Origin of the sequence: Veillonella rogosae JCM 15642 (assembly GCF_002959775.1) — a bacterium.
GTDB classification, from domain to species: Bacteria; Bacillota; Negativicutes; order Veillonellales; family Veillonellaceae; genus Veillonella; species Veillonella rogosae.
This window is the reverse complement of sequence record NZ_PPCX01000010.1, coordinates 195,275-221,459: the sequence shown is the minus strand read 5'-3', so window position 1 is coordinate 221,459 and position 26,185 is coordinate 195,275. Positions and strand designations below refer to the sequence as shown.

General features: G+C 39.9%; 21 protein-coding genes. 13 read left to right on the top strand and 8 right to left on the bottom strand.

Annotated features, from left to right (window positions below; genetic code table 11):
* Positions 1–63: 63 nt before the first annotated feature.
* Complete coding sequence (locus VRHSUH09_RS06240; RefSeq protein WP_105081700.1) at positions 64–1,044, top strand: molybdopterin-binding protein; 981 nt, start codon at positions 64–66, stop codon at positions 1,042–1,044.
* A 197-nt stretch (positions 1,045–1,241) separates the two neighbouring features.
* Here VRHSUH09_RS06240 and VRHSUH09_RS06235 read toward each other — a convergent pair whose 3' ends face one another.
* From VRHSUH09_RS06235 to VRHSUH09_RS06225, 3 genes are all read right to left on the bottom strand, one after another.
* Positions 1,242–1,472: a hypothetical protein gene (locus VRHSUH09_RS06235; RefSeq protein WP_005385164.1), complete on the bottom strand. Its 231-nt coding sequence runs from the start codon at positions 1,470–1,472 to the stop codon at positions 1,242–1,244.
* 9 nt (positions 1,473–1,481) lie between these two features.
* A complete protein-coding gene (locus tag VRHSUH09_RS06230; protein WP_105081699.1) occupies positions 1,482–2,294 on the bottom strand; it encodes a metallophosphoesterase in 813 nt (270 codons plus the stop codon).
* Between the two features lie 138 nt (positions 2,295–2,432).
* Positions 2,433–3,206, bottom strand: a complete 774-nt coding sequence (locus VRHSUH09_RS06225) for a DUF4931 domain-containing protein (protein WP_105081698.1) — start codon at positions 3,204–3,206, stop codon at positions 2,433–2,435.
* 117 nt (positions 3,207–3,323) lie between these two features.
* Between VRHSUH09_RS06225 and VRHSUH09_RS06220 the strand changes: the two genes are divergently transcribed.
* The 4 genes from VRHSUH09_RS06220 to VRHSUH09_RS06195 all read left to right on the top strand — a co-directional run bounded on the left by VRHSUH09_RS06220 (position 3,324) and on the right by VRHSUH09_RS06195 (position 7,350).
* Complete coding sequence (locus tag VRHSUH09_RS06220; protein WP_105081697.1) at positions 3,324–3,845, top strand: 8-oxo-dGTP diphosphatase; 522 nt, start codon at positions 3,324–3,326, stop codon at positions 3,843–3,845.
* Positions 3,846–3,935: 90 nt separating this feature from the next.
* Positions 3,936–5,033, top strand: a complete 1,098-nt coding sequence (gene mutY / locus VRHSUH09_RS06215; RefSeq protein ID WP_105081696.1) for an A/G-specific adenine glycosylase — start codon at positions 3,936–3,938, stop codon at positions 5,031–5,033.
* Between the two features lie 16 nt (positions 5,034–5,049).
* On the top strand, positions 5,050–6,231 hold the full coding sequence (locus tag VRHSUH09_RS06210; protein WP_105081695.1) for a metallophosphoesterase: 1,182 nt from the start codon (positions 5,050–5,052) through the stop codon (positions 6,229–6,231).
* A 717-nt stretch (positions 6,232–6,948) separates the two neighbouring features.
* Positions 6,949–7,350: a hypothetical protein gene (locus tag VRHSUH09_RS06195; RefSeq protein WP_054746943.1), complete on the top strand. Its 402-nt coding sequence runs from the start codon at positions 6,949–6,951 to the stop codon at positions 7,348–7,350.
* A 642-nt stretch (positions 7,351–7,992) separates the two neighbouring features.
* On the opposite strand, the gene VRHSUH09_RS06185 is transcribed toward VRHSUH09_RS06195, so the two are convergent.
* Positions 7,993–9,348 carry a class II fumarate hydratase gene (locus VRHSUH09_RS06185; protein ID WP_105081693.1) on the bottom strand — a complete coding sequence of 452 codons (1,356 nt, stop codon included), beginning with the start codon at positions 9,346–9,348 and terminating at the stop codon, positions 7,993–7,995.
* 279 nt (positions 9,349–9,627) lie between these two features.
* On the opposite strand from VRHSUH09_RS06185, the gene VRHSUH09_RS06180 reads away from it, so the two are divergent.
* Together VRHSUH09_RS06180 and VRHSUH09_RS06175 are read left to right on the top strand one after the other, a co-directional pair.
* A complete protein-coding gene (locus VRHSUH09_RS06180) occupies positions 9,628–11,709 on the top strand; it encodes an OPT family oligopeptide transporter (protein ID WP_105081692.1) in 2,082 nt (693 codons plus the stop codon).
* Positions 11,710–11,720: 11 nt separating this feature from the next.
* Complete coding sequence (locus VRHSUH09_RS06175; protein ID WP_054746939.1) at positions 11,721–12,563, top strand: polysaccharide deacetylase family protein; 843 nt, start codon at positions 11,721–11,723, stop codon at positions 12,561–12,563.
* A gap of 100 nt (positions 12,564–12,663) precedes the next feature.
* Here the strand turns inward: VRHSUH09_RS06175 and VRHSUH09_RS06170 are convergent, their stop codons facing one another.
* The 4 genes from VRHSUH09_RS06170 to VRHSUH09_RS06155 all read right to left on the bottom strand — a co-directional run bounded on the left by VRHSUH09_RS06170 (position 12,664) and on the right by VRHSUH09_RS06155 (position 17,474).
* Entirely contained in the window at positions 12,664–13,467 is an 804-nt protein-coding gene (locus VRHSUH09_RS06170) for an IS3 family transposase (protein WP_245875964.1), read from the bottom strand.
* Positions 13,468–13,490: 23 nt separating this feature from the next.
* Complete coding sequence (locus VRHSUH09_RS06165; protein ID WP_245875963.1) at positions 13,491–14,042, bottom strand: helix-turn-helix domain-containing protein; 552 nt, start codon at positions 14,040–14,042, stop codon at positions 13,491–13,493.
* 240 nt (positions 14,043–14,282) lie between these two features.
* Positions 14,283–15,650 carry an S-layer homology domain-containing protein gene (locus VRHSUH09_RS06160; protein ID WP_054748166.1) on the bottom strand — a complete coding sequence of 456 codons (1,368 nt, stop codon included), beginning with the start codon at positions 15,648–15,650 and terminating at the stop codon, positions 14,283–14,285.
* 180 nt (positions 15,651–15,830) lie between these two features.
* Positions 15,831–17,474 carry an S-layer homology domain-containing protein gene (locus VRHSUH09_RS06155; protein ID WP_054748165.1) on the bottom strand — a complete coding sequence of 548 codons (1,644 nt, stop codon included), beginning with the start codon at positions 17,472–17,474 and terminating at the stop codon, positions 15,831–15,833.
* Between the two features lie 525 nt (positions 17,475–17,999).
* Here VRHSUH09_RS06155 and VRHSUH09_RS06150 point away from each other — a divergent pair.
* The 6 genes from VRHSUH09_RS06150 (at position 18,000) to VRHSUH09_RS06125 (ending at position 26,094) form a co-directional block, all read left to right on the top strand.
* Complete coding sequence (locus tag VRHSUH09_RS06150; protein ID WP_009352456.1) at positions 18,000–18,737, top strand: (Fe-S)-binding protein; 738 nt, start codon at positions 18,000–18,002, stop codon at positions 18,735–18,737.
* Positions 18,738–18,749: 12 nt separating this feature from the next.
* Positions 18,750–20,195 carry a LutB/LldF family L-lactate oxidation iron-sulfur protein gene (locus VRHSUH09_RS06145; protein ID WP_105081691.1) on the top strand — a complete coding sequence of 482 codons (1,446 nt, stop codon included), beginning with the start codon at positions 18,750–18,752 and terminating at the stop codon, positions 20,193–20,195.
* Positions 20,195–20,917 (top strand): LutC/YkgG family protein, encoded by a 723-nt coding sequence (locus tag VRHSUH09_RS06140; RefSeq protein ID WP_054748163.1) that lies wholly within the window; start codon positions 20,195–20,197, stop codon positions 20,915–20,917. Before VRHSUH09_RS06145 ends, VRHSUH09_RS06140 begins: the two co-directional genes overlap by 1 nt.
* A 186-nt stretch (positions 20,918–21,103) precedes the next feature.
* The gene (locus VRHSUH09_RS06135) at positions 21,104–22,495 is read left to right on the top strand and encodes a cation:dicarboxylate symporter family transporter (RefSeq protein ID WP_105081690.1); all 1,392 of its coding nucleotides are present in this window, start codon (positions 21,104–21,106) and stop codon (positions 22,493–22,495) included.
* 377 nt (positions 22,496–22,872) lie between these two features.
* Entirely contained in the window at positions 22,873–24,426 is a 1,554-nt protein-coding gene (locus VRHSUH09_RS06130) for a nitrite/sulfite reductase (protein WP_105081689.1), read from the top strand.
* An 852-nt stretch (positions 24,427–25,278) separates the two neighbouring features.
* Positions 25,279–26,094, top strand: a complete 816-nt coding sequence (locus VRHSUH09_RS06125; protein ID WP_054748161.1) for a nitroreductase family protein — start codon at positions 25,279–25,281, stop codon at positions 26,092–26,094.
* The last annotated feature ends 91 nt before the right edge of the window (positions 26,095–26,185 follow it).

Here is a 26,185-nt window from a genome sequence, read left to right as displayed (position 1 = left end):
ATGATTATTTAGTAAGAGATTTAGATAGAATACCAGATTATAGAAATTATAGAGGGAGATATTATGAAATCTATTAGAACACAAGATGCCGTAGGGCATGCATTATTACACGATTTAGTTCGCATCGTTATCGGCGAGGTGAAAGATACGCCGTTCCGCCGTGGTCATGTTATTACAGAAGAGGATATTCCTAAATTATTAGACCTCGGCAAAGAGCATATTTTCGTTATGGAACCTGAAGATGAAGGCTTCTTGCACGAAGAGGACGTAGCTCGCGCTTTGTATCGTATGGCGGACGGCGAAAATATGCACGAAGGCCCAATGGCACAAGGTAAAATTGAAGCCATTGCAGACGTAGATGGCTTATTCAAGGTCGATGTAGAACGATTACATGCTATCAACAGCATTGGTGAGCTTACTATTGTAACGAGATTTAATAATACACCTGTGAAAGCAGGCGAAAAATTAGCAGGCATGCGTTGTATTCCTTTATTATTAGAGGAACAACAAGTAGAGGATGCTAAGAAAATTGCTAATGGGGATCCTTTACTTCATGTAAAACCATTCGTGCGCAAAACAATGGGCATCGTTACTACTGGCTCCGAAGTATTTGAAGGTCGTATTAAAGATGCTTTCACCCCAATAATTGAAGAACGATGCGCAGAATTTGGCGTCACAAAAGTGGCTCATGAAATTGTAACGGATAATACGGATGATATCGTGGCGGCTATCGACAAGGTAAAAGCAGCTGGCGCCGACATTATTTTCTGTACCGGCGGCATGAGCGTTGATCCTGACGATTTAACACCGGGCGCCATTAAACGCTATGCAGATCGGGTAGTGACATACGGATTACCTGTATTGCCAGGTTCTATGGTTTGTATTGCGTACTGTGCTGATGGCACACCGATTCTCGGCGTTCCAGGTGGCGTATTGTTCAGCAAACCAACGGCATTTGATGAAATCTTGCCACGCCTCGTAGCAGACGATGAAATCACTAAAGAAGACTGCATTCGCATGGGTCATGGTGGTTTCTTAGGGTAGTCCTTTATCTATATAATGTATCAAAGTTTTACTGTACAATGGGTGAGTAGCCAATTGTAAAACTTTAAAATTATATACGCATATGTAAAAAGCGGGTAGATCTGATCTACCCGCTTTGTGATATTCAAGCAGTTATGTTTTATTAAATGATTTTTCCTAGTGTAGGTTGGCTATAGCGTTTTAATGTTAATGTATCATTAAAATGATTTTTTCCCCAGTGTAGGATGGCTACAGCGTTTTAGCGTTAGCGTATCAATCATGTGAACTGCTTCGTCCAAGGTGATATCTTCACGCTTTGTCGGTGTTTCGAGGACCGCCAAAGGATGGTCCGTGCCTACTTCACCAGAGGGCAAGTAAATATATTCTTGGTTGATAGTATCGCCAAAGATATAGCCCGCTTGTAAATGCTCTTTATGAATGCGACTCATAGTCTCTCCTTATATGATCTGTTTTAGTGTAAAGCCTAGATAGTCTGCAGATACTAGCTCTAGTTTGGTTGTGCCAAATTCCTTTGGAATGCGTTTAAAGGAAATTTGATCGTGTAAATGACCAAAGATACAAGTATCTACTTTGTATTGCTCCATAAGGTCCGTAAAGCCGGAAGGGGCGTTGGACTCGTTGAATGGAGGATAGTGTAACAATAGCAGTTTTGTTACTGGTATGGTGTGTATATCTATTGTTAATGGCTCTGATGTTTCAGAACCTGTTGTTTCCATGTTTGTTTCAGCTGTGTGCTGTTCTAGGAGTGTTTCCACAGCCCTATCCATTTCTTGTAATGCTGATTCGGTGCGCATCAATTCTCTTTCGTAAATAGATTGATCCGTTTCTGGTGAGAAATGGGAGTCACCAGGGCAGAGATAGGCACGAGTTCCACCAAAAGCGATGATGCGAGGGCCTTCTTCTGTTTGAATGAGCTCTGATGTGCCATGGCCTTGTATAAAGGTAATAGCATCACCCATGAGGTTACGCATCTTGTTTGCTGAGGCCCACCAGTAGTCGTGATTGCCGCGAATCATATATTTCTTGCCAGGCATGGATGCGATTTCTTGTAAATCGCAAGCCGCTTCGTCGAGGCGTAGTGCCCAGCTCATATCTCCTACGAGAAAGACAATATCATCATCTGTTACATTGTTAGCCCAATGCTCTTTGATGCGGGCCCAGTGATTATCCCAGTGGGGACCAAAAATATCCATCGGCTTTGTAGGAGGATTGCCAGATAGATGGAGGTCGCCGATGGCAAATACTTTCATAAAAATCCTTTCAATTATCTATGGTCAAAATCATAGATGTTCAAACCTTATGTAATTATCATAGATGGTCAAAATTTATGTAATTAACAATATGCATGTTCAAAATATATGTATATGAGAACTATTTAGTAGCTATAACTATTTAGTAGCCTGTAAATAAGGCGCAATATCGCGCATGATTTTAGCAGCCCGTTCTTCGTCACAGGTTTGTGGAATTTTGTAGCCCACGTAGAGAGGCGTCGTTACATAACGAGCCACCACCTTGATGTAGTCATAGCCGTCCTCGAGATTATAAAAGAAATAATTGTAGGACTGGCTAAGGTTAGAAAGGGTGTGCAACACATAGCGCAAAACTTGTTGTAATCGAATGGCTACAGGACGAACTGGCGTATCAGGTTTGAAGCGAATGTTGTACTCAAAGAACCCAATTATGGGATGAGTAGACAAGGTAATGCGTACATGCTGATCTTCGTGTAAGAGCCAGCCTTCCATGTTTTGAGCCGTAATATCCTTGTGGTAATCGTAATTTTCTAGACCAATGATTTGGCTGTGCGGATGGCGAATGGAGCCACCAGACATATAGCCATGGTTTTTGAAGAATAGTACAGATTTAAACTCCTGGCGTTGACGAGTTTCACGCCACTTATCGAGGCCGAATTGCAGAATGTGTGCTGCTTCGTCAGCAGGTAAGGTAGAAAACTCGCCTTCATCGGTTTCTGTTTCGATGATAACAGTAGGCCAAGTTTTTTCTAGCACAGGGTATTTGTTCATGAGCCAAATAATATGGCCCGATGTATCTAGGATATCCGTTAACTTTGAACGGTCGCAGAAGGGGCAACGCACTTGTTCATCGCGAATATTGACGGGTTTTGTGCGCCCTAATTCAATATTAAATCTAAGTGGTTTGTTCATCATGTGCCTCCTTCCATGCACGAAAATCTATACTCTTAATGATACCACAACTAGCGCATTCGCACACGAAATAATGGTATAATAATATAGTGTTATTTTAACGATTAAGGAGGCCCTATGAAACCGACTACGCTCGTATTTCCTATTGATGAACAAAATCGTATATTACTAGGTCGTAAGAAACGTGGTTTTGGGGCTGATAAATATAATGGCTTTGGCGGTAAATTAGACGACGGTGAAAGCTTCCGCCACTGTGCTATTCGAGAATTATTTGAGGAATCTGGCCTTCATGGTCGTCCCGAAGATTTAGAATGTGTGGCTGCTTTTGATTTTCAATTTCCTTTTGATGAAAGCTTAACACATGTAGGTTATGTTTACTTTTTGCGTGCTTTCACAGGCAATGTAGAGGAAACAGACGAAATGGAGCCTCATTGGCTAGAAGCGGATCAGATTCCGTACGACCGCATGTGGGACGGAGACCGTCAATGGTTACCGATGCTGCTAGAAGGCAAGAAGCTAAAAGGGCCTATCGTATTTGACCGAGACAACAGTACAGTAGATAAGATGGAACTAACCACTGTGGATACTGTTCTTGAAAGTGAACACTTGGCGCGCATTGATCTGTATATTAACGGATAAGTACACCGTATTGGCTGCAATATGTATGCAATATGCCTGTAGTCATGAAAGTGGTACTAGAGTCCTAAGTTTATAATATTTTGAGGTAATATGACTGATAAAAAGAACCCTAAGTGGGTGCCACAGCTGTTGGCGTGGTATGATGTGCATAAACGGGAATTGCCGTGGCGTGATTGTGGAGACCCTTATAAGATTTGGGTGTCTGAGGTGATGAGCCAGCAGACGCGCATTGAGGCAATGAAGCCCTATTATGACAATTGGATGCGTTTATTCCCAACCTTGGAGGACCTAGCAAAGGCCTCTGAGGATGAGGTGGTTCACGCTTGGCAGGGGCTTGGTTACTATAGCCGTGCTCGCAACTTACGCCTTGGCGTAAAGGACGTCGTGGAAAACTACGGTGGTATTGTGCCTCGTGACCGCAAGACGATGGAGTCCTTGAAGGGCGTAGGATCTTATACGGCTGGGGCCGTGCTATCCATGGCGTACAACGAACCAGAGGTAGCTGTAGATGGCAATGTGCTGCGCATTTACGCTCGTTTATATCGCATCTTTGATGATATTTTGAGCACTAAAGGTAAGAAGGCTATAACTGCCATCGTAGAGGAAACATTACCTCACGATCGACCTGGCGATTTTAACCAAGCCTTGATGGATTTTGGCTCTGCTGTGTGCATTCCAAAAACTCCTCGCTGTGGGGAATGCCCTATTGTAAATATGTGCGAAGCATACCAACATAAGGATACGGACAAATTACCAGTGCGTATCAAGAAAACGAAGGTTGTAGAGGTGCCTCTATTTGTGGGAATCTTGCAATACGAAGATTACTACCTATTGCATAAACGCCCGAATCGTGGGTTGCTACGGTCCATGTGGGAATTCCCTTCGGTGGAAATGGTATCTGCCTTTGACGAAGGTGAACGAGGCCTTGAAGAATTAGTTAAGGATCTAGGTTTTGAACTAGCTTTACAACCTGTATTAGTAAAAGAAATAACACATATTTTCTCTCATCGAAAATGGTTTATGAAAGCATTCCGCGGCGATTTGACGTACGCAGGAGATGCTAAAAATATAACAATCGGAGCTATCCAAAAGCAATTGCCAAAGGACTGGATGCTTATCAAGCGCGACGAGTTCGCTGACTATGCTTGGGCAGGTCCTCATGGTAAATTGACGGAGATGGCAAAATAATTTGTAGGAGCAATGAATGAGAATTCTATTTAATATAATTTTTGGCACCATCCTAGTATTAGGTTTGGTGGGCTTTTGGGCGCTATTCCTCAACTTGTGGAAGCCTAAAAAGAAATGGCCTGCTTGGGTAGGGTATATCATTTTGATCGGCGCGTGGTTCGGGGCCATCCGATACTACTTGTTACATCAAGTGGATTTATACGGCACGTTATACTATCCGCTAATGAATATGTTCCGTACTGAAAGCTACGGCTTCCTTTTTGGCTTATTCTTGGCTATTCCTGTCTTTATCGTCTTCAGCTTGTTATACTGGGCGGTTAATAAGATTTGGAGCAAAACGCCAGAGGAAAACAGAACTGGCCGACGTGCCTTCTTTAGAACTGCTGCAACCGTAGTGCCCTTGGCAACTATTGGTGGCTCTAGCTATGCTGCCTTTGCCGGTCAACAGGAGATAGTGGTTACGAATGAAAAATTTGGTTATACGAACTTGCCTCCAGGGCTAAAAGACTATAAAATCGTGCAACTTAGTGACGTTCACATAGGGGCTAGCATCGACTTAGACGACTTTGATGAAATCCTAAAATTGGCGCTTTTACAAAAACCTAACCGCGTCGTTATCACAGGCGATCTCATCGATAAACTAGCCTGGTTGCCTGAGGTCTGTGAAAGACTGACAACCTTTGCAAAACAAATTCCTGACGGTGTAGATTTCATCTTAGGTAATCACGAGTACCATCACGATGTAACTAAAGTGATTGATTCTTTCAAGCGAAATACACCGATGAATATCCTCTTGAATAGTAATATTCAAATTATGGGGGGCAAACAACCTGTATATATTGCAGGCGTTACATACGATAACAGCCGTCAAAAAGATAGCCGAGAAGCGATGATCTCTAAAGCTTTATCCGGTATTCCAGACTATGCCTTTGTTATACTATTGGCTCATCACCCTGAATTCTTTGAAGAAGCCATTGAACACAAGATTCCGTTGACCCTTTCTGGTCATACCCATGGTGGTCAAATTGTATTTATGGGCGTTCCTGTAGTGCCAACGGGCACTCCATATACAAAAGGGCGTTACGTTGAAGAACAAAGCGTGTGTTACGTCAATAACGGTACAGGCCACTGGTTCCCAATCCGTATCAACTGCCCACGAGAAATTACAGTCATTACATTCTTTGATGGAGTAGCTTAGAAGTAAAGATGAGTTCCTCAGAATAAAAAGTGAGCTCATTATAGGGATACAATCATGTATAGTAAATCCTTTATCCATAAATTTCTTATATGTATCATTCTACTTGCTCTATTTGATATCTCTCTGCTTTATGATATGACAGCGGATATATATAAGGGATATCTCAAAATAGCAATACTAGTGGCAATTGGATGCCATTTAGATATATACTTGGAACTAAGCAAACAAGAAGAATTGATAATACAAGCATTCAAGAATGATACATTTGATGAGACCTATGAACTACTAGATACGAAATATATGGTTTTTATCATATCCTTTGTTGTATTAATGACTATAAACCTTATAAAATATTAGAAAACCATAGGGTACAAATAAAAAGAGGTGTTGTATATGAAAATACAATACCTCTTTTTATTATATGAACTTATATAAAATTTATGATATATTAGAGTTATTATTTTTAAGTGTGTTGTGAAAGTATAGTTTTTATGGTGGGAATAAGTATATGTTTTTAAAAATCTATAATTATTTTGTACGAGGCTTAGTACTTTTTTTACTTATATGTATTCCATATAGTCTTGTCACAAATCCAGAGTTGATTGAAGATGAAATAGACTTTTATTTCTTTGTTATCGCATATGTATTAATACTTTTGTTTTATGTGGTATGGAACTATATTTATAACTATTTAAGACGTAAAAGAGGTTAGCATTTGTGCATATTCATTTACCATTAGTTTTAGAAGCTATCATTTTTTCGTGGATTGCTTTATATTGGCTTATTTATAAAATCTTATTAAGGAAAAAGCTTTCACCATTATTAGTATCTTTAATTGCTAATTCTGATTATGGTTTTATGAAGGTTCTTTCCTGGTCGGCAATTATTACATATCCGGTTATGCTGTTTAGCATGTTTTATTTCTTAGATTACATCGCTGTGCCAATTGTATTGGTGTGGTTCTTGCAGCCTGTTTTTGTGATAGCAGTATTACTAAAACAGCCACCTCGTAGTCGCTATTATGAATGGGCTAGAAAAAAGCAGATGTATGTAGTTCTTTTTGTTTTTGCTTACATAATGTCCGCACTAATTTTGTTAAAAGTTAATAAGCTGATATAGAACTTAATAGAGAGGTGTCTGTATAACAAATGTTTTTATTAACGGATATTGAGAATATAATTCTTAAAGAACCTATACTGACTTTAATAATATTAATATTTTTTACATATACTATTATAAAGGCATTAATAGTAATATTAAGAAAATGCGATCTTGTGTCTATTGAATTCGGGCGTGATTATACTTGGTATAATTTGTTGAGTCTTTTTAATATATGGATCTCGTTAGGTTTTGTTTTACTAGTCTTTGTTTTAGATAATACTTATTCTACGTTTACGATTATAGAAAGAGTTTTGTCAGGGATTATATTATTAGATGCTTTATTAGCTTTTAATATACATAACCATTTATTAGAATACAGATCATATACTGTTGGAATGATGAAACGCAGTGAATACATTGAGGTGAGGAAACAATATTTTAGACAAGCTATTTATTTGTTGCTTATGTGGGTACTGATAGTTTTGACATTTAATCTTGATTTGTTAATATATTGATACATTTTACATCGCTCAAATATTAATTATATATGGATGAGCCTCTGTAGAGAAAAAACGCTACGGCATTGCCGTAGCGTTTTTTATTCCGTTCATTTGAGGTATGAGAGGATGTTACATATATGTCATAGAGATGAGAGAGATTTTATTTCATGCGAACTGCTTCGGCAAATTCGTCTTCGGTCATGAGTTTTTCTTCCAAGATGATTTCTTTAATAGAGCAACCGCGTTTGTACGCTTCTTTTACAACCTTAGCACTCTTATCATAGCCGATATATGGTGTTAGGGATGTAGCGATCATGAGGGATTGTTCTACAAAGAAGTTGAGTTTTTCAGGTACGAATTCTACACCGTCGATACAGTGTGTTATGAAAGAATTCATCGCATCTGCGAGGAGGCGACAGCTTTCAACAAAGTCATAGATCATGATAGGCATGTACACGTTCAATTGGAATGCACCGCTACCTGCACAGATGGTCATAGTCGTATTGTGACCGAATACTTGGGCGCATACCATGGTCAAGGCTTCGCATTGAGTAGGATTTACCTTGCCTGGCATGATGGAGGAGCCCGGTTCGTTTTCAGGTAGATGCCATTCGCCGTAACCGCAACGAGGGCCAGAGCCTAAGAAGCGGACGTCGTTAGCGATTTTAAATAGGGTAGTCGCCAATGTGTTAAGTGCACCGTGAGCCATCATGAACGCATCTTTAAGAGCGAGTCCTTGGAATTTGTTGTTTTTCACGCGGAATGGAGCACATGTTACCTCTGGCAATACAGTTTCCATAACGTCTAGATAGCCTTTAGGCGTGTTTACGCCTGTGCCGACCGCAGTGCCGCCAAGGGCTACGTCGAGTAGGTAGTCAGCGTTTTGAACGAGCATAGTTTTTGCAGTTTTTAAGCCGTCCACAAAGGCACTGATTTCTTGGTCTACCATGATGAAAGTCGCATCTTGTAGGTGAGTACGACCAACTTTTTGTAAGCCTTTCCCCTTTTCTTGCAATTTCTCGAAAGATGCGATAAGGCCGTCCAAAGCAGGGATGACGCGTTTTGTAATTTCAAAGTATCCGCAGATATGCATTGCCGTAGGGAATGTATCGTTTGTACTTTGGCCGCGGTTTACATCGTCGTTAGGATGGAGCGGATTGCTTTCATCTAACTGTTTAGCCCGGTGAGCGATTACTTCGTTCACATTCATATTAGTCTGTGTACCAGAACCTGTTTGGAATACCGTTAACGGGAATTCATCATCCCATTTGCCGTCCACGATCTCATCTACTACTTGAGCGATGAGTTTCGCTTTTTCCTCGGTTACTGCGCCACACTTAGCATTAGTTAAAGCACATGCTTTTTTGACAAGCGCAAGCGCCTTGATTTGTTCAATAGGGATGCGGTGATCACCGATCTTAAAGTTATTGAACGAGCGTTGCGTTTGAGGTCCGTAAATTCGTCTAGCGTCGACTTCGACTGGTCCCATTGAATCGTATTCAATTCTTGTTTCCATAATTACAACCTCCTTAAAAGACATGCCGACCTTACTGTCGGTAATTTAATTATATAAAATCTTGTATATTTGTACAGAATAAAAGAGAATGATTTCTATTTTCATATAGAGAGGAGTTATATATGCGATTTATGCATATAAGGGGCATAATTTATATCTATTTACATGTATACATTATAAATATCGCATATATATTGAAATCATCGCTTTAACACGATAAAATGGAAGTAGCTTATTATATTGTTTTAAGCTCTAGTTTCACAGAGGAGGTAAGTACTTATGAAACATGACTTTATGAGCCATGACCTTCATCTGCCGGAACTGACGGTACGTGGGATGCTACTTGGTGCATTAATTACTGTTATTTTTACAGCATCTAACGTATATCTCGGTTTGAAGGTTGGTTTGACATTCTCGTCATCCATTCCGGCAGCCATTATTTCAATGGCAATTTTACGTTTCTTCAAGGATTCTAACGTTCTTGAAAACAACATGGTACAAACACAGGCTTCTGCAGCCGGTACTTTGTCCGCAATTATCTTTATCTTGCCAGGTCTACTCATGCTTGGGTATTGGAACGGCTTCCCATTCTGGCAAACATTCTTGCTCTGCGCATGCGGTGGTTCTCTAGGTGTGTTATTCACTATTCCATTGCGCCGTGCCATGGTAGTAAATAGTGATCTACCATATCCAGAAGGCCGTGCAGCAGCAGAAATTTTGAAAGTTGGCTCTCACAATGCTGGTGCAGGCCCGCAATCTAGCTCCGGTATGGGCGATATCGTATCCGGTGGTTTTGTAGCTGGTCTTATCAGCCTTTGTGCAAATGGTTTTAAAGTACTTGGCGACAGCATGAGCTTCTGGCTTCCTGTAGGTAGCAAAGGTATTACTCAAATTCCATTGGGCTTCTCTACAGCATTGTTAGGTGCTGGTTACCTTATCGGTATCGCTTCTGGTATCGCTATCCTCGTTGGTGTACTTATCGCGTGGGCTGGCTTCGTACCTTACTTCACTAACATGTTTGCTCCAGATGGTGGCGCTACTGCTAAGTTCGCAATGGGCATCTGGAAATCTAAAGTTCGTTTCATCGGTGCTGGTGCTATCGGTATCGCAGCGATTTGGACTTTGATTACTTTGATCAAACCTATCATCGAAGGTATGAAAATTTCTGTACAATCCATGAACAGCAGTTCTAGTGACCGCGAATTGCATCGCATGGATACAGATATGAGCACAAAATCCGTTTTAGGCGTGTTCGCAGTTATTCTTATTGGTTTAGTATTCACATTCTGGGAATTCGTTTCCGCAGTACCTATTAGTGCTGGCTTAATGTGGACTCTTGTTGTAGTAGGCATCTTAGTAGCTTTATTAATCGGCTTCTTCGTAGCTGCTGCATGTGGTTACATGGCAGGTCTTATCGGTACATCTGCATCTCCAATTTCTGGTATTGGTATCTTGGCGACTATTATTTCTTCCTTAGTGGTGTACTTCATCGCTTCTGAAAATAACTTGTTCGCTACAGAAGCAGGCGTACAATTCGCTACAGCTATGGCTATCTTCATGACATCCGTAGTTATCGCCATTGCATCTATTTCTAACGATAACTTGCAAGACTTGAAAACAGGTCAACTCGTTGGTGCTACACCTTGGCGTCAACAAATTGCGTTGTTACTTGGCTCTGTAGCTGGTGCAGTTGCAATTGCTCCTGTTCTTAACTTGCTTTACCAAGCATATGGCTTCACAGGTGCGTTACCACGTGCTGAAATGGACCCTAATGCTGCATTATCCGCTCCACAAGCAACTTTGATGACTACAATTGCTCAAGGTATCTTCAGTTCCAGCATGGATTGGGATTACATCTTGATCGGCGTTTGTGTTGGCGTAGTAGCAATCATCGTTAACTTGATTCTTAAGAGCACAACAGCTTCTTTAACATTGCCTCCATTGGCAGTTGGTATGGGTATTTACTTACCTCCAACATTGGAAGTACCTCTTATCTTAGGTTCTTTCATTAGCTATTTCGTAGGCCGTTACCTAGTAGCTCGTGCTAAAATGCGTGCTGGCGAACTCGCTGAGTACGATGTTGAACAATCTAACCGCCGTGGCGTTCTCTTCGCTTCTGGTTTGATTGTTGGTGAAAGCTTGATTGGTGTAATCATAGCTGTTATTATTGTATTGTCTGTTACAACTGGTGGCGGTGAATCTCCACTCGAATTAGTAGGTCCTGATTTTGAAAGCACAGCACAATGGTTAGGATTGCTTGCATTTGCATTCTCTGGTCTCTACCTTGTTCGTCGTGTTGTAACACACAAATTCAATAAAGAAGAAGCTTTAGCTATGAAAGCTGAACAAGAACAACAATAAGAGGTTAAACAATGAAATTAAAACAGTCTGTACTCATCATGATGGCTGCTGCATTGCCAGTAGTATCCTTCGCAGCAAGCGAAGCAATTCCTGTAACTAAAGATACTGCAACAGTGCAAGCGGCTCAAGCTGATACGAATAAAGTAAGCCGTAATGATTTAACACACCGTATCTCTAGCACTGCAACTCCAGAGCAAAATCGTGTGTTGCGTTCTGAAGTATCTAAAGTTGACCGCAATGCAGTTGAGGTAGTATCACCTAATGCGGACCGTTATATGGACCGCAAAGAGGTAGCAGTATCTCCTGTGGAATCCACTACAGATCATTTAGACTTAGTATTCCCAGAGGTTAAATCCGTTAGCCCAACTGTAGAAAAAGCAATCAATACAACTATTAAAAAATATGTTGCTAAAGTACAAAATGACGTAGAGAAATTAAATGCTAAAGAAGCTGATAAAACAAATGTAGTGATGTACTACGATGTTAAAACAGATAAAAATGGCATTCTCAGCGTATTGATTCACACATACACAATGCGTGATCGCGATGCAAATGGTGTGAACTATGTAAAAGGCTTCACGTTTAATACTACAACAGGTCGTCAATTATCCTTGTATGACCTCGGTGGTCTTAACAAAAAAGAGTTAGTGAATGCTATTAATAATAATCAAGAAGTGAAAGATAAACTAGGCAGCGATGTAAATATCGACAAAATGCCGACTGAGTTCTACACAACTGATGATTATTCCGTTGTAATGATCTTGCAACAAGACGTGGATACAATCCACAGTGCAGGCACTGTATATGTACCAGTTGGTAACTTACGTGACCGCCAAAATGATGTAACAAAATAATAATCGAACCGTGTGAATTCGATTGTGTGTATAGTAACAGCTGTTTAATGTCAAAAGAACCGCTCCCATGATCTGCACCCATTTTCTTGGACAGATATAATTAAGCTACTTTTTGGGAATGAGTTCGGTATTCTACCGGACTCATTCCTTTTAATTTGAGCTTAATGCGTTTTGTATTGTAATAATCAATATAATCTCTTAATTTGTTGATAAAATCTTCATAGGAAGTAAATTCCTCTAAATATAACAACTCTGACTTTAGTAAGCCAAAGAAGTTTTCCATCACGCTATTATCCAAACAGTTTCCTTTTCGAGACATACTTTGGATGATAGCGTGATTTTTTAATGTTTCTTGATAACTGCTATGCTGGTACTGCCAGCCTTGATCCGAATGTAAGATACAACCTTTGCTATGTGGCCTGTTTTTAAAGGCCTTATCTAGCATAGATAACACCTGTGTTAATACAGGGCGTTCTGATATTTCATAGGATACAATTTCTCCATTATACATATCTAAGATTGGTGATAAATAAACCTTACGCCCAAACAAGTGGAATTCGGTAATATCTGTTGTCCATTTTTGATCTGGCTTTGTTGCCGTAAAGTTTCGCTTAATGATATTAGGAGCAATTTTTCCTTCGGTACCCCTATATGAACGGTACTTCTTTAGACGAACTTTACATGTTAAGTTTTCTTCCTTCATAATACGCATCACAACTTTGTGATTCATATGGAAGCCTAATTTATGTAATGCTATTGTGATTCGGCGATATCCGTAGCGACCTTTATTCATCGTTACCAGTGTACGAATCGCTTCTCGTTCCTCTGCATATTTGTCTCCCTTTTTTATGCTAACCAAGCGTGCATAATATGTACTACGACTAATGCCAAAGTACTCAAGCATAAACTGAAGGGGATATATTTTTCTTAATCTTTCGATGGCAATTGTTTGTGCTTTTTTTTTACAGCTTTATTAGGTTTAGCAATTTCACGCATTTCTTTCATAAAGTCGTCATAGAAAGATATTTCATATTTCAACCTAGCGATTTCAGCTTCTAGTTCTTTTATCCGTTCTTTGTCTGATTTAATACATTGATCTTTTGTAGATGGTATTAGTTCTTTCGGTTTCATAGATGGTCTACCTTTAGGCTTGGGCTGCAACCCTAAAATCCCTTCGTCTAAATACCGCTTTTGCCACATGGCAATTAGACCAGGGTTATCTAAATTAAATAATTCTGCTGTTTCATTATAGGATAACTTATTCTTCCACCGAGTTTCAAGAACTTTACGTTTAAAAGCTGCTGAAAATACTTGTTTACCAATTTTATGGGTCAAATTATGACTAAGCTTAAACTTGTATAGCCAATTTCTTACAGTACTTTCTGGAACTTCAAGCTCTTTAGCAATTCTAAAGCGACTCCAGCCTTTTTTAGAAAGATAAATAGCCTTTTCTTTTACTTCTTTTGAATATTTTGACATAAAAAACTGCACCTCCAAAAATTGTGTCCAATTTTTGGGGTGCAGTTCACCATTGGGGGCGGTTCTTTTTTGTACATAATTTATATACGTTTTAATTAGATTAAACCAATTGGCATAGATTACTTGATAAGTAGAATTTGCAGGAATCTTAAAGTAATTAGTTCACAAGATTAGCATTATATATTACTAGAAGCATAATAAAAAGCCGTGTACGTACACGGCTTTTTAGAGTTCTCTTAATTACTGTTTGTCGTTGTAGTAGTTTACTCGTGGAGGCAATGGGAATTGAATTGCTCCATTTGTGTTTGTAAGTGGTTCTGGTGGTAGTTGTAGGAACACTTTCTCACCAAATTTCTTTTTGAATGCTTTTAGGGTTGGTTTTTGAATGGAATCAACGGTAATAAGAAGGGCACTTGTATCAGTGTTTGGTGCGATGGAAAGAATTTTTCCTTGCGGTTCCTTCTCTTGGTACAGGGCGATCGCATCGGATTGATAATCCTCTAGTTGTTCTTGTGTCAGTTTGCCTTTTGATACAACTACAGCTCTATCTAACTGTGGGTCGTGAGCTTGTGCGATAGCGTTAGTAACAAGGTCAGCTTTCTTTTGATCTGTTAAGGACGCATGTAATTGACCTGCTTCCCAGAAGAGGGCACCATCTTGACGGAATTTTGTGAAGTCATTGTCATAGTTTAAAGCTTTGCTGATGATCTTAGCTGTCTTATTTTCCACTTGTTGTTTGAACAATGTGTTGTGGAACGCAAGGGATTGTTCCGTTTGTGTCATGCGATATGCAATCTCAGCAGCCTCTGCACGTGTTATATATTTTTCAGGGTTGAATAATGTGCCTGGCGTGTAGAGTGTGAAGCCAAGGGATGCAAGTTCACGAACTGCATCTTGAGCCCAAGGGGCTACGAATTTTTGGTCTGCATAGGCAATATGATCGAGGGCTGTTGGATCCTCTGTAGTATAGCCTAAGTAGTGAAGGTAGTTATCTGCTACTACAGCAAATTCTTGACGAGACATATATTTTTCAGGTTTATATGTTTCGTCACCGTAGCCGCTAATGATATTTTTGCGAGCTACGGACTCGATGGCAAGAGCAGACCAACGGTCAGATGTAATATCTTTAAATTTGCTAGATAAGAATGCTGCTGTACCATCATCAGTAATATTGTTGAAGAGTGCCGCTACTTCTTCACGTGTCATAGGTTGATTAGGTCGGAATGTACCGTCAGAGTAACCTTTCATTAGATTTGCTTTTGTTACAGTACTAATGGAGTTTGCAGCCCAAAAATCGCTAGGTACATCTGTGAAGATATGGGCGCGAATTTTTTGGATGTCTTGCGGAGTACCAATAGATTTGTTTACAACTACAGGTGTTGCCTTTGTAGAGGATTCTGCTTTAGCAACGTTCACATTAGATGTATCTGCTTTAGCGGAGCCAACTGTAGGGGCTTGTAAAGTAGATTCAGCTTTAGTAGATTTAATTGTAGTTGTAGGAGCATTAGTCCTAGTTGTTGTATTGGCAGAGGCAAAACCAAGGCCTGTGGCAGCTAATAATGTGCCTAAAACAAGGGCACGTAATGCGTAAGAGGTATTCTTGTACATAAAATCCTTCCTAATCTTGGTAAAGGCTAACGCTCGATAGCCGTAGAATATAAACTTTCACCAGCATAAAAATCTATATTCGTCGTAATATAGTCAATAGGAGCATGCATAGTGATATACAACAAAGCAGCGTAATACTATCGAGTATACGCTGCCTTGGCTGGTTAAGTGTAACGCCGATTAGCGTTTTACTGTCATTTTTACTTTGGAACCGAATAATTTAGAGATTCCTTGTTGAGTGTCTTTAGATGCAGTGGATACTACAGCGTAAAGTTGGTTGTTTTCTACATCAGGGAATGTAGCTAAGATTGTGCCAGCTTTTTCGTTTTTGCTGTAGTAGTTGCGGAAGTTCGCATCGATTGCATCGTATTCAGTTTGGCTGTATTGGGATGGTTCAACTACAACGTAGTTATTAACAGTGGAATCGCCACGAGAAGCAAGGTTAGCTTTTACTGTGGAAATATCGCTATCTGATTTCAACGCTACGTGTAATTGGTTGTCACGCCAGTACATTACACCGTAATCTTGGAACGCTTCTGGAGTTTTGTAAGTTTTATTTAACTCTACGAATACTTTATCTTCCAAGGAGGATTGTTGTTTTTGATCGAGTGCTTTTAAAGTACTGCGACGAACAGGGCGAACTGTGCGCGTAGGTTCAGTTTTTTGCGCTACTGCTTCGTTTTTATTGTGTTTTACGTCTTTTTCTACTTTTTTAGCATCAGCTTTAGCAGCTTTTTCTGCTTTCTTAGCATCTTCTTTTACCGCTTTATCAGCTTTTGCAGCATCTTTTTTAGCGTCTTTATCTAGTTTAGCTACGTCTTTTTTTGCATCTTTACTTACTTTAGATGCATCTTTTTCAACTGCTTTTTCTACTTTTTTAGCATCTTCTTTTACAGCTGTTTCAGCTTTAGCTTCAGGTACAGCGTGTTTTGGTGTAGCAAGGCCAGCACCGTTAAGCATGCGGTTCAAAATTGTAGCCGCTTGTGCTCTTGTTACAGGTTGTTTAGGGTTAAAGTTTTCTGTTGTGCCAGATGCTACAATGCCACGTTCTGCCATGTAGTTAATATCTGCCACATAATCTAAAGAAATGCTATCTTCATCTTTAAATCTTATTTTTTCTGTTTTCACAGGAGTTGTAATGTTTAATTTTTTAGCTAAGCTAGCTGCGGAGGCAACAAACTCTTCACGGTTCATAGTTTTGCTAGGTGTGAAAGCTGTTTTAGATGTGCCTTGCATAACGCCTGCAGCGCTTACCAATTTGATAGCGGAGTTAGACCAACGATCTGCTTCTACGTCAGAGTAGGAAGTAGCGGATTCTTTAGTTACGATATCAGCTAATTCTTGTTCGTTTAAGTTGTGTTGCAACACTTTACCATAAATAGCAGCTGCTTGTTCACGTGTGATTTGAGCGCTAGGTTTGAACGTATTGTCAGAGTAACCGGAAAGGTAACCAGCTTGAGACATTGCTTGGATCGCATCGCGTGCCCAGTTGTCTTTAGTGTCTGTGTACACGCCTGCTGGCAATGCTTCTTTAGCTTTAGTTATTGTTTTAGCTTCTGTTGCTTTTGCAGTAGGTTTAGCTTCCGCTTTTGCTTCACTAGCTTTTTCAGCTGTAGCTGGTTTAGCTTCTGTAGCTTTAGTTTCTGTTTTTGCAGTTGTTTTAGCAGTTGTAGCTTTCGCAGGTGTTGCTTTAGCTTGTGTATTTGTTACTGTTGTTGTTTTTGCTTTTGTATGTGCCGCGGTTGTTTCAGCGTGAGCCATGCCGAATGTGGAACCAAGGGCCAATGTGATTGCCAAGGACAAAGATAATTTATTTAGTTTCATTGAAAAAGGCTCCTTTCAAACTATACTTATATAAAATAAATTATAACACTTTTTAAATTTATACACTACTATAAGAAAATGTAATATATAAGGATAAAATTTACATGAATTTGAAATTTGACTCCTATTTATGTAAAAATACGATGAATTACGGTAAAAATAAGGTTTTTTGACCTTTTAAAATGCGAAATGATAAACATTCGCAAAATCTAGGTTTTATATAGCTTTTACAAGAAAAATTGATAAATAAAATAATGAATGTGATAAAAAGCAATGTTTATTATTACAAAAAGTCATAACGATATAAGAATTAAAAGGGTACATACGAATATAGCAATCCTTTGGACATTTTCTATAGGATTAATTTATAATTATATCGATAAAGCTTTTGAATATTTATTTGAAAGCATAAGTAATGTTTCGGGCAGAAAATTATTGAAAAACTTTCACTAGAATTCTTGCCATAACGCATACATATCAAAATTTTTTATTAGGTTAAGTACTAGAAAAGACGAGGACGATAATATGAAAATTCATCTTTTCCAACAGTGTTTGATTGACATGTTCTACCCACATGTAGGCATGGCTGGTGTAGAAGTACTTGAAAGATTAGGTTGCGAGCTCGTAGTTCCTAAGAAACAAGTATGTTGTGGCCAAATGTTCACTAACTCTGGTTACAATGAAGCGGCTATGGACGCTATCAAGAACACAATCGAATGCTTCGAGAACGCTGAATATGTAGTCAGCATGTCCGGCTCTTGCGCATTTGCAATCCGCGATGAATACCATCATTTCTTGAAAGATCAACCTGAGTGGTTGGCACGTGCAGAACGATTGAGCGGCAAAATTTACGAGTTCACTCAATTCATTACTGACGTATTAGGTGTTGAAGATGTAGGCGCTCGTTTCAACGACTCCGTTACATACCACACATCTTGCCACGTAACTCGTTTGATGGGCATTAAAGAGCCTCCTTTCAAACTCCTTAAAAACGTTAAAGATATCAACTTGATCGAACTACCACGTGCAGACCGTTGCTGCGGTTTCGGCGGTACTTTCTCCGTTAAAAATCCTGAAATTAGTGAAGTTATGACACGCGAAAAGGCATTGGAAATTGCTAGCACAGGTGCTAACGTTATTTCCGGTTCTGACCAAGCGTGCTTGATGAACATCGCTGGTATGCTTGATCGTCTTCATAAAGAAGGCGAAATCGATCGCCGTATCAAAGTAATGCATATTGCTGAAATCTTAAACTGCCGTTAAGGAGGAGACGACATGGCACTTATATATGACAATCGCCCCTATAAAACACGTATACAAGAATGTTTGGCTGACGATTTCAAAGTAGCAGCCATCAAAAAAGCACAAGACGTGTTTTATGATAAACGTAATACAGTAGTTGCGGATGTTCCTGAATGGTTAGATTTCCGCGCTGAAGCAGCTGAAATTCGCGATCACGTACTTAATCATTTGGATTACTATGTAAACCAATTTGCTGAAAACGCTGAAAAAGCTGGTTCTAAAGTTCACTTTGCATTCGACGATAAAGAAGCGACTCAAATCGCTTTAGATATCCTTCGTCAACGCGAAGCAAAAATGATCGTAAAATCCAAAACTATCTTAACTGAAGAAATTGGTTTGAACGAAGTATTAGAAGAAGCTGGTATCGAAGTAAACGAAACTGACTTGGCTGAATTTATTTTGCAAACTGCAGTAAGCCCACCATCTCACATCGTAGTGCCAGGTCTTCACTTTGAACGTAACAAAATCCGCGAAATCTTCGCTGAAAAATTAGGTTACACAGGTACTGAAAACCCTACAGAAATGACTCACTTCGTACGTGGTTATGTACGTGAGCGCTTCTTGAAAGCTGACGTAGGCGTTAACGGTTGTAACTTTGCGGTAGCTGAGTCCGGTACTTGTACTATCGTTTCCAATGAAGGTAACGGTCGTATGGCAAGCTCTATTCCTAAGACTCAATTGATCTTCTTAGGTACTGAGCGTATCGTTCCTAACTTCAAAGCTCTTGACGTTATGATGGAAATGTTGAACCGCTCTGCAGTAGGTGCTAAAATTTCCAACTACTTCTCCATGATGACTGGTCCTGCTCGCGCTGGTGAAGCTGATGGCCCTGAAGAAACTCATATCATCATCATCGACAACGGTCGTTCCGGTATCTTGGGTGGTACATTCCAAGAAATGCTTCGTTGTATCCGTTGTGGTGCATGTATGAATATCTGCCCTGTATACCGCCACATTTCTGGTCACGGTTATGGCTCTGTATATCCAGGTCCAATGGGTGCTGTATTGACTCCATTGTTCAAAGGTTACGATGTAGCAGGCGACCTTCCATACGCTTCCACATTGTGCGGCGCATGTACAGAAAACTGTCCAGTAGCTATTCCATTGCATGAGTTGTTGATGGAACACCGTCACATTATGGCTGACATCGAAAAAACTCGTCCAAAAGCTGAAGAAGCTATCTTCACAGCAGCTGCTAAGATGTTCGGCAACTCCACATTGTTCGATCTTGGTACAAAAGCTGGCGCTATCGGTATGAACTTAATTAGTAACAAAGAAGGCAATATGCCTACATGGACTCAAGCTGTTCCAGTAATGAATGGCTGGACTAAATCCAAAGAAATGGGTACATTGAAGTTCAAGAAATTCCGTGATTTATATGCTGAACATGAAAAGAACAAGAAAAAGGAGAAAAAATAATGGATGAAGTTAAACGTAATCAATTTGTTGCACGTTTATCTCGTGCATTAGGCCGTGATCAAGTGCCTACATCTGTACCGGCTTTTGATTATAGCCATGGTCCTCAAGAAACTATGTTCAAAGAATTATCTCGCGAACAAGTTATCACTATGTTCAAAGAACAATGTGAACGCGTAGGTACAAAATTCGTAGATACTACACCTGATAAATTAGGTGAAACTATTATGGCTGTTATCGAAGAACGTGGTAATGGTAAGATAATCTTCCCAAGCACTTCTGAGGTTGAAGAATATAAATTAAAAGAATTATTCGAAAAAGACGCAGCTTCTAATGGTGGTGTTCGTACGTACTTCCAATGGGACCCAGCTAAAGGTCGTGAAGAAAATATTTCTAACACAGCTAATGCTGATATCGGTATTACATTCCCATTCTGTGGTATTGCTGAAACAGCTACTGTAGTACAAGCATCTTGTGAAGAGTCTGGTCGTGCAATCAGCTTGTTGCCAGAAACTCATGTTGCTGTATTATATACTGATACAATCAACCCACGTATGACACAAACTATGGAACATTTAGCTGAACGTTACCACAACGATCCGTCCAAATTCCCTACAAATATTTGCTTGATTTCCGGTCCGTCTCGTACGGCTGATATCGAGCTCGTAACTGTAGATGGTGCGCATGGTCCTATCCGCGTTACATATATCTTAGTTAATAGATAATATAATAACTAGATACAATAAAGGCGATCTTCCTTGGAAGGTCGCCTTTTATATGTCTGTATATTATATTGCAAAATAAAAATATATTTTATTATAAAATCACGAATATTGTACTTGTATTTTTTTCGATATATGCTATACTAAATTCATAACCTATTATTGTGATATGAATTAAAGAGGTGTATTATGAATATTCCATTCTTTACAGATTACCTCATGTTAAGCAATCCACTAAGTATTGGTATTATCGCAGTGTTTGTACTTGCGTTAATTGGTATTTTTGTATTGCAACGCAAGGGCACATCCTTCGGTAATCTCGTTATTATTGGTACTATTGTCGGTGCCGTACTTGGTGTAGCAATTCAAGTTATTGCAGGTTTCCCTGATGATCCAACTAAAGTTGTTTACATCAAGGAAAGTACGAAGTGGTTCTCCCTAGTAGGTGGCGGCTTCATCGACTTAATCCGCATGCTTGTTATTCCTATCGTTTTTATCTCCATTGTACACGTTATCTTGCACATGGAAGCAGGTGCTAATCTTAAAAAGTTAGTAGTGGCAATGGTTTCTACAAACCTCGGCATGGTAGCAGTTGCTGCTGTGGTCGGCCTTATCTTAGGTAATGCCTTTGGTTTAGGTCAAGGCTTTGATATCGTTGAGTCTGGTAAAAAGATTCGCGAAATTAAACCGATGGTTGATACATTCCGTGCTTTGATTCCTAGCAACCCAATCCAAGCGGCTGCTGAAACAAATGTTATCGGTATCGTAGTATTTGCGATTATCTTAGGCAGCGTAGCGCGTCTATTAAAACAAACTGGTACAAACTCCATGGAGATGTTCACTAAATTGTTTGATGAGCTTCACCAATTGATTTCTTGGGTGGCAGACTTCATCATTGGCCTTATGCCATATGGCGTAGTTGCATTGTTAGCTTCCACATTGGCAACTCGTGGCCTACAAGCTATCCTTGATATGGGCTTATTCGTAGTATTACTTTACGTTGGTATCTTGATTATGTTCGTTGTTCAAGCTATCTTGATTGCTAGCTTTGGTTACAACCCGATTACATACTTCAAGAAAGCGAAAGCTCCATTATTGTTGGCTTTCACATCCCGTTCCTCTATGGGCGTATTGCCGTTAACTGTTGAAACATTGACAAAACGTCTTGGCGTAAATGCAACAACTGCTAATACAGTAGCATCCTTCGGTACTACTGCAGGCATGCAAGGTTGTGCCGGCGTATTCCCAGCACTTGTTGTAGTGTACATTTCTAACGTAGCGAATATTCCATTCGATATGACTATGTACATCATGAGTGTTATCGTTATCGCAATCGGTTCCGTTGGTATCGCAGGTGTTCCTGGTACTGCTACAATGGCTGCATCCGTATCTCTTAGTGGTACAGGCCTTGGTGCGTACTTCACATCTATCAGCCCAATCCTTGCTATCGATCCATTGATCGACATGGGCCGTACATGCTTGAACGTATCTGGTTCCTTAACAAATGCTCTCGTAGTAGATAAAATCATGGGCACTATCGATAAAGAGGCTTATGATAACCCTAACGAAGGTCGCGTATAATCCTCAAGTGTAGGATATGACCTGAACTAGTTAATCTAGTACCGTTACTATAATTTCAGAACTTAATATAAAAGAACAGCTTTCGGGCTGTTCTTTTTTTGCCTTTAATGCACAAGGTATAGTTATTTGCTGTAGGTGATTATAGTAAAAGTACGCCATATGAGATATTAGTTTATTTTTGTCGGAAATACTTGATCTTTCTTTTACCGAGATTTTTATTTAAAAGTAATAATTATTACAGATTGTAAATTATAGTATTAATATTCGGTATTTATATTTGTGAGCTTAGCTACAAACATAGTTATGCGTATATGGTATACTAACCCTTACAAAGTTATGAATTATGCTTAATAAATATAAGCCAAGAGGGTAATAGTATGATTACACAAGAGTTGAAAGATCGATTAATTGCAGATTATCCAAAGTTTGAAGATATGACGCATAAGTTTTATAAAAAAGAAATGTCTATCGCTGATTATAAAGGTGAATCTGGTGCCTTTGGTAGCTACGCGGAACGGGGTGCTAAATCTAGTATGAGCCGTTGGCGTTTTAATGGAGGCCGCATGACGCGTGAGCATATGCAGTTTTTGGCGGACTCCATTCGTAAATACAATTTACAGCATGTGCACTTTACGACTGGTCAATGCTTACAAATGCATGGTCTTGATGGTGATACAATACTAAATCTTTTTAAAGAGTGTCATGAACATGGTATATATAATCGTGGTGCTGGTGGTGATAACCCTAATGTGGTGGCCAGTATTCTAAGGGGCATTGATCCTCGAGAAACCCTAGATATTACACCTTATGCGGCGGCTATTAGCGAGTTCCTTATGGAGCAAATGTTTTATATCAAGCTTCCACGTAAATTTAAAATGGCTATCGACAATGGTTTTGACAGTACGCCACACACTACGTTTAAAGATCTTGGATTTAATTTAACAAAATATAATACCTTTGATGTCTATGCTTGTGGTGGACTAGGACCAAACCCTCGCATGGGTATTCCTGTGGCTCACGATGTGCAACCTGAGGATGTATTGTATTATGTGAAAGCTATGCTTATGGTATTTGCTAATCACGGTAATTTTAAGAACCGTGGTAAAGCTCGTACACGTTACATGCCGGCTGAAATGGGGGGAGCCGAAGCTTTCATTAAAATCTATGAAGAAACCTTGGCTATGGTAAAAGAGGTAGAACAGCTAACGATAAATCCTGCTGATTACGCCTATGAAATTACAAAAAGGGGTAAACGCGACGACTCTGTGGTGAACCATCGTATTTACCGGCAAAAACAAGAAGGCCTTTACTATGTGGAATACCATCCAGTCGGTGGCGATGCAAACGTTGAACATCTCTTATCTGCTCTTGATTATGCAGTGACATTAGACCAAGTTGAAGCTCGTATTGCACCTGATCAATCACTGTATTTCATCAATCTCACTGCTGATGAAGCACGTAAGATTGCAAATTTGACAGACGATAGTGCTATCAATGAATTCCGTCGTTCCGTATCCTGTGTAGGTTCTACGGTATGCCAAATCGGGATTCAAGACTCGAATGGTCTATTAAAAGCAATCTTTACACACCTTGAAGAAATAGGCGTAGACACTAGAAAACTCCCTCGTTTACACATCTCTGGCTGTCCGCACTCCTGTGGTACACACCAAATTGGTGAAATTGGATTCCACGGCTCTGTTAAACTAGTAGATAAAAAACCTACCGTTTCTTTTATGCTAGTTGATGGTGGCTCTGAACACATGGGCTCCGAAAACTTCGGCAAAATGGCAGGGCACATTGTGGCTACAAAAATCCCTGAATTTATGGAAGCCTTAGCAAATAAACTAAACGAAGCCCCAGAACCTGACTTTGGGACCTGGAGACTGACACACAAAGCGCAATACATGGAACTTATAAAAGCATTTGAGTAAGTTTCATTTCCGCTTGTGATGGGGCCCTGTTCGATTGCTACAACTCAATAAATAATAAAAAGAGTTCCCTCTTTGCTCCGTTCTTCGCAAAGTCGCTGCATAGGGAACTCTTTTTATTATTTGAGCGCCTGCTATTAACTAGTCCCATCACAAGCTACATCTGACATTTACTCAATATGCTTTTATGGGGCGCGGGAAGCTTTTAGAAAACTAGGTATCTCCTTGCTCCGTCCTTCGTAAAGTCGCTGCAGAAATACCTAGCTTTATTTTTATAACACCTGCTGTTAACCAGTCCCATAGCAAGCGACTAATAGCCCACCATATATTGCTGATTCCCCATCACAAGCTATATTAGATATTTACTCAATCTGCTTTTGGTGGGGCGTGGGAAAGAACGCTAAGTAGTTTTGACTAAATTAGGTTTAAAACTAACCCGCGGACTAGCCTCAGGCTAGTCCTTCCCAGACGGAGGGCGTGGCGCCACTACTATAAAGTTTATTATAATGCGTAAAACCATAGTGTTTTTTGAGTTTTACTTTAGCGATAAATTGTAATGGAGCTAGGTTAGTTTTATAGATAGAGCATATCTGCCTTTGGGATGGGACACCTTTATAAGTAACGTGATAAAAAAGTAAGTATACACTTGTGCAGCGACATTGCGAAGAACGGAGCAAGCAAGTGTATACTTACTTTTTTTACCAAGTTGTACTAACGAAACGGGGCCCCATCCAAAAGGCAAATGTAGAAACAGGGATTAGCTCCATTACAATTAGACTAATTGGTTAAAACTAGATATCATATGATTTTGTGTGTTATAATAACCTTTATAGTAGTTTTTGGAGGATTTATCAGATGTTATTTACCGTCAATACAGAAGTCTGTACACGATGCGGCCTTTGCGTAGCTGACTGTCCGACAGGATTGCTGGTGATGTCCGATGATGGGCCTATAACTGGCAAGGGAGGTTGTATTTCTTGTGGGCATTGTATTTCCGTATGTCCCACACTTGCTCTCGACAGCGACTTGACACCGCGTAAGGAGCAAATCGATATTACACAGGAGCCTAAGTTAACGCCAGAGCAAGCTGAGTTGTTTTTACGCAGTCGTCGCTCTATTCGTAACTATCAAAATAAACCAGTTCCTGCTGAGCTCATTCGCAAAGTGTTAAACGTTGCAAGAATGGCACCAACAGCAACTAATACACAAGGTATTTCGTATATCGTAGTACGTGACAAACAAAAATTGCGTCGCATTGCTGATCTCGTTCTTGAGTGGATGCACTTAGCTGCAAAAACAGTACCTATCATGCGTCTGTATGCTCGTGTTGCTCAAGCGGAAGTAGATAAAGGCAAGGAATATATCTTACGCGATGCGCCAGCTCTCGTAGTGGCGATCGGTTCTAAAAAAGATATTCATCGTACTCATGATAGCGGGCACTCTTGTTTGTCTTATGCAGAGCTTTATGCACCAACTTTAGGTCTTGGTACTTGTTGGGCGGGCTTCTTTGAACATGCAGGCGAAGCAGAATACGAACCATTGTTGGAGCTTTTAGGTGTACCAGAGGATAAGATTATCGCTGGTGCCATCTTGATGGGCTATCCGCGCGTTCGTTATCGCAATATCGTGGAACGTCAACCTCTAGATGTTACCTTCGATACGGAAGAATAAAATAAAAGCGATACTCTAAATTGATTAGGGTATCGCTTTTTGGCATTATAAATAAAAGAACCGGCCTCTAGTTTGATAGAGGTCGGTTCTT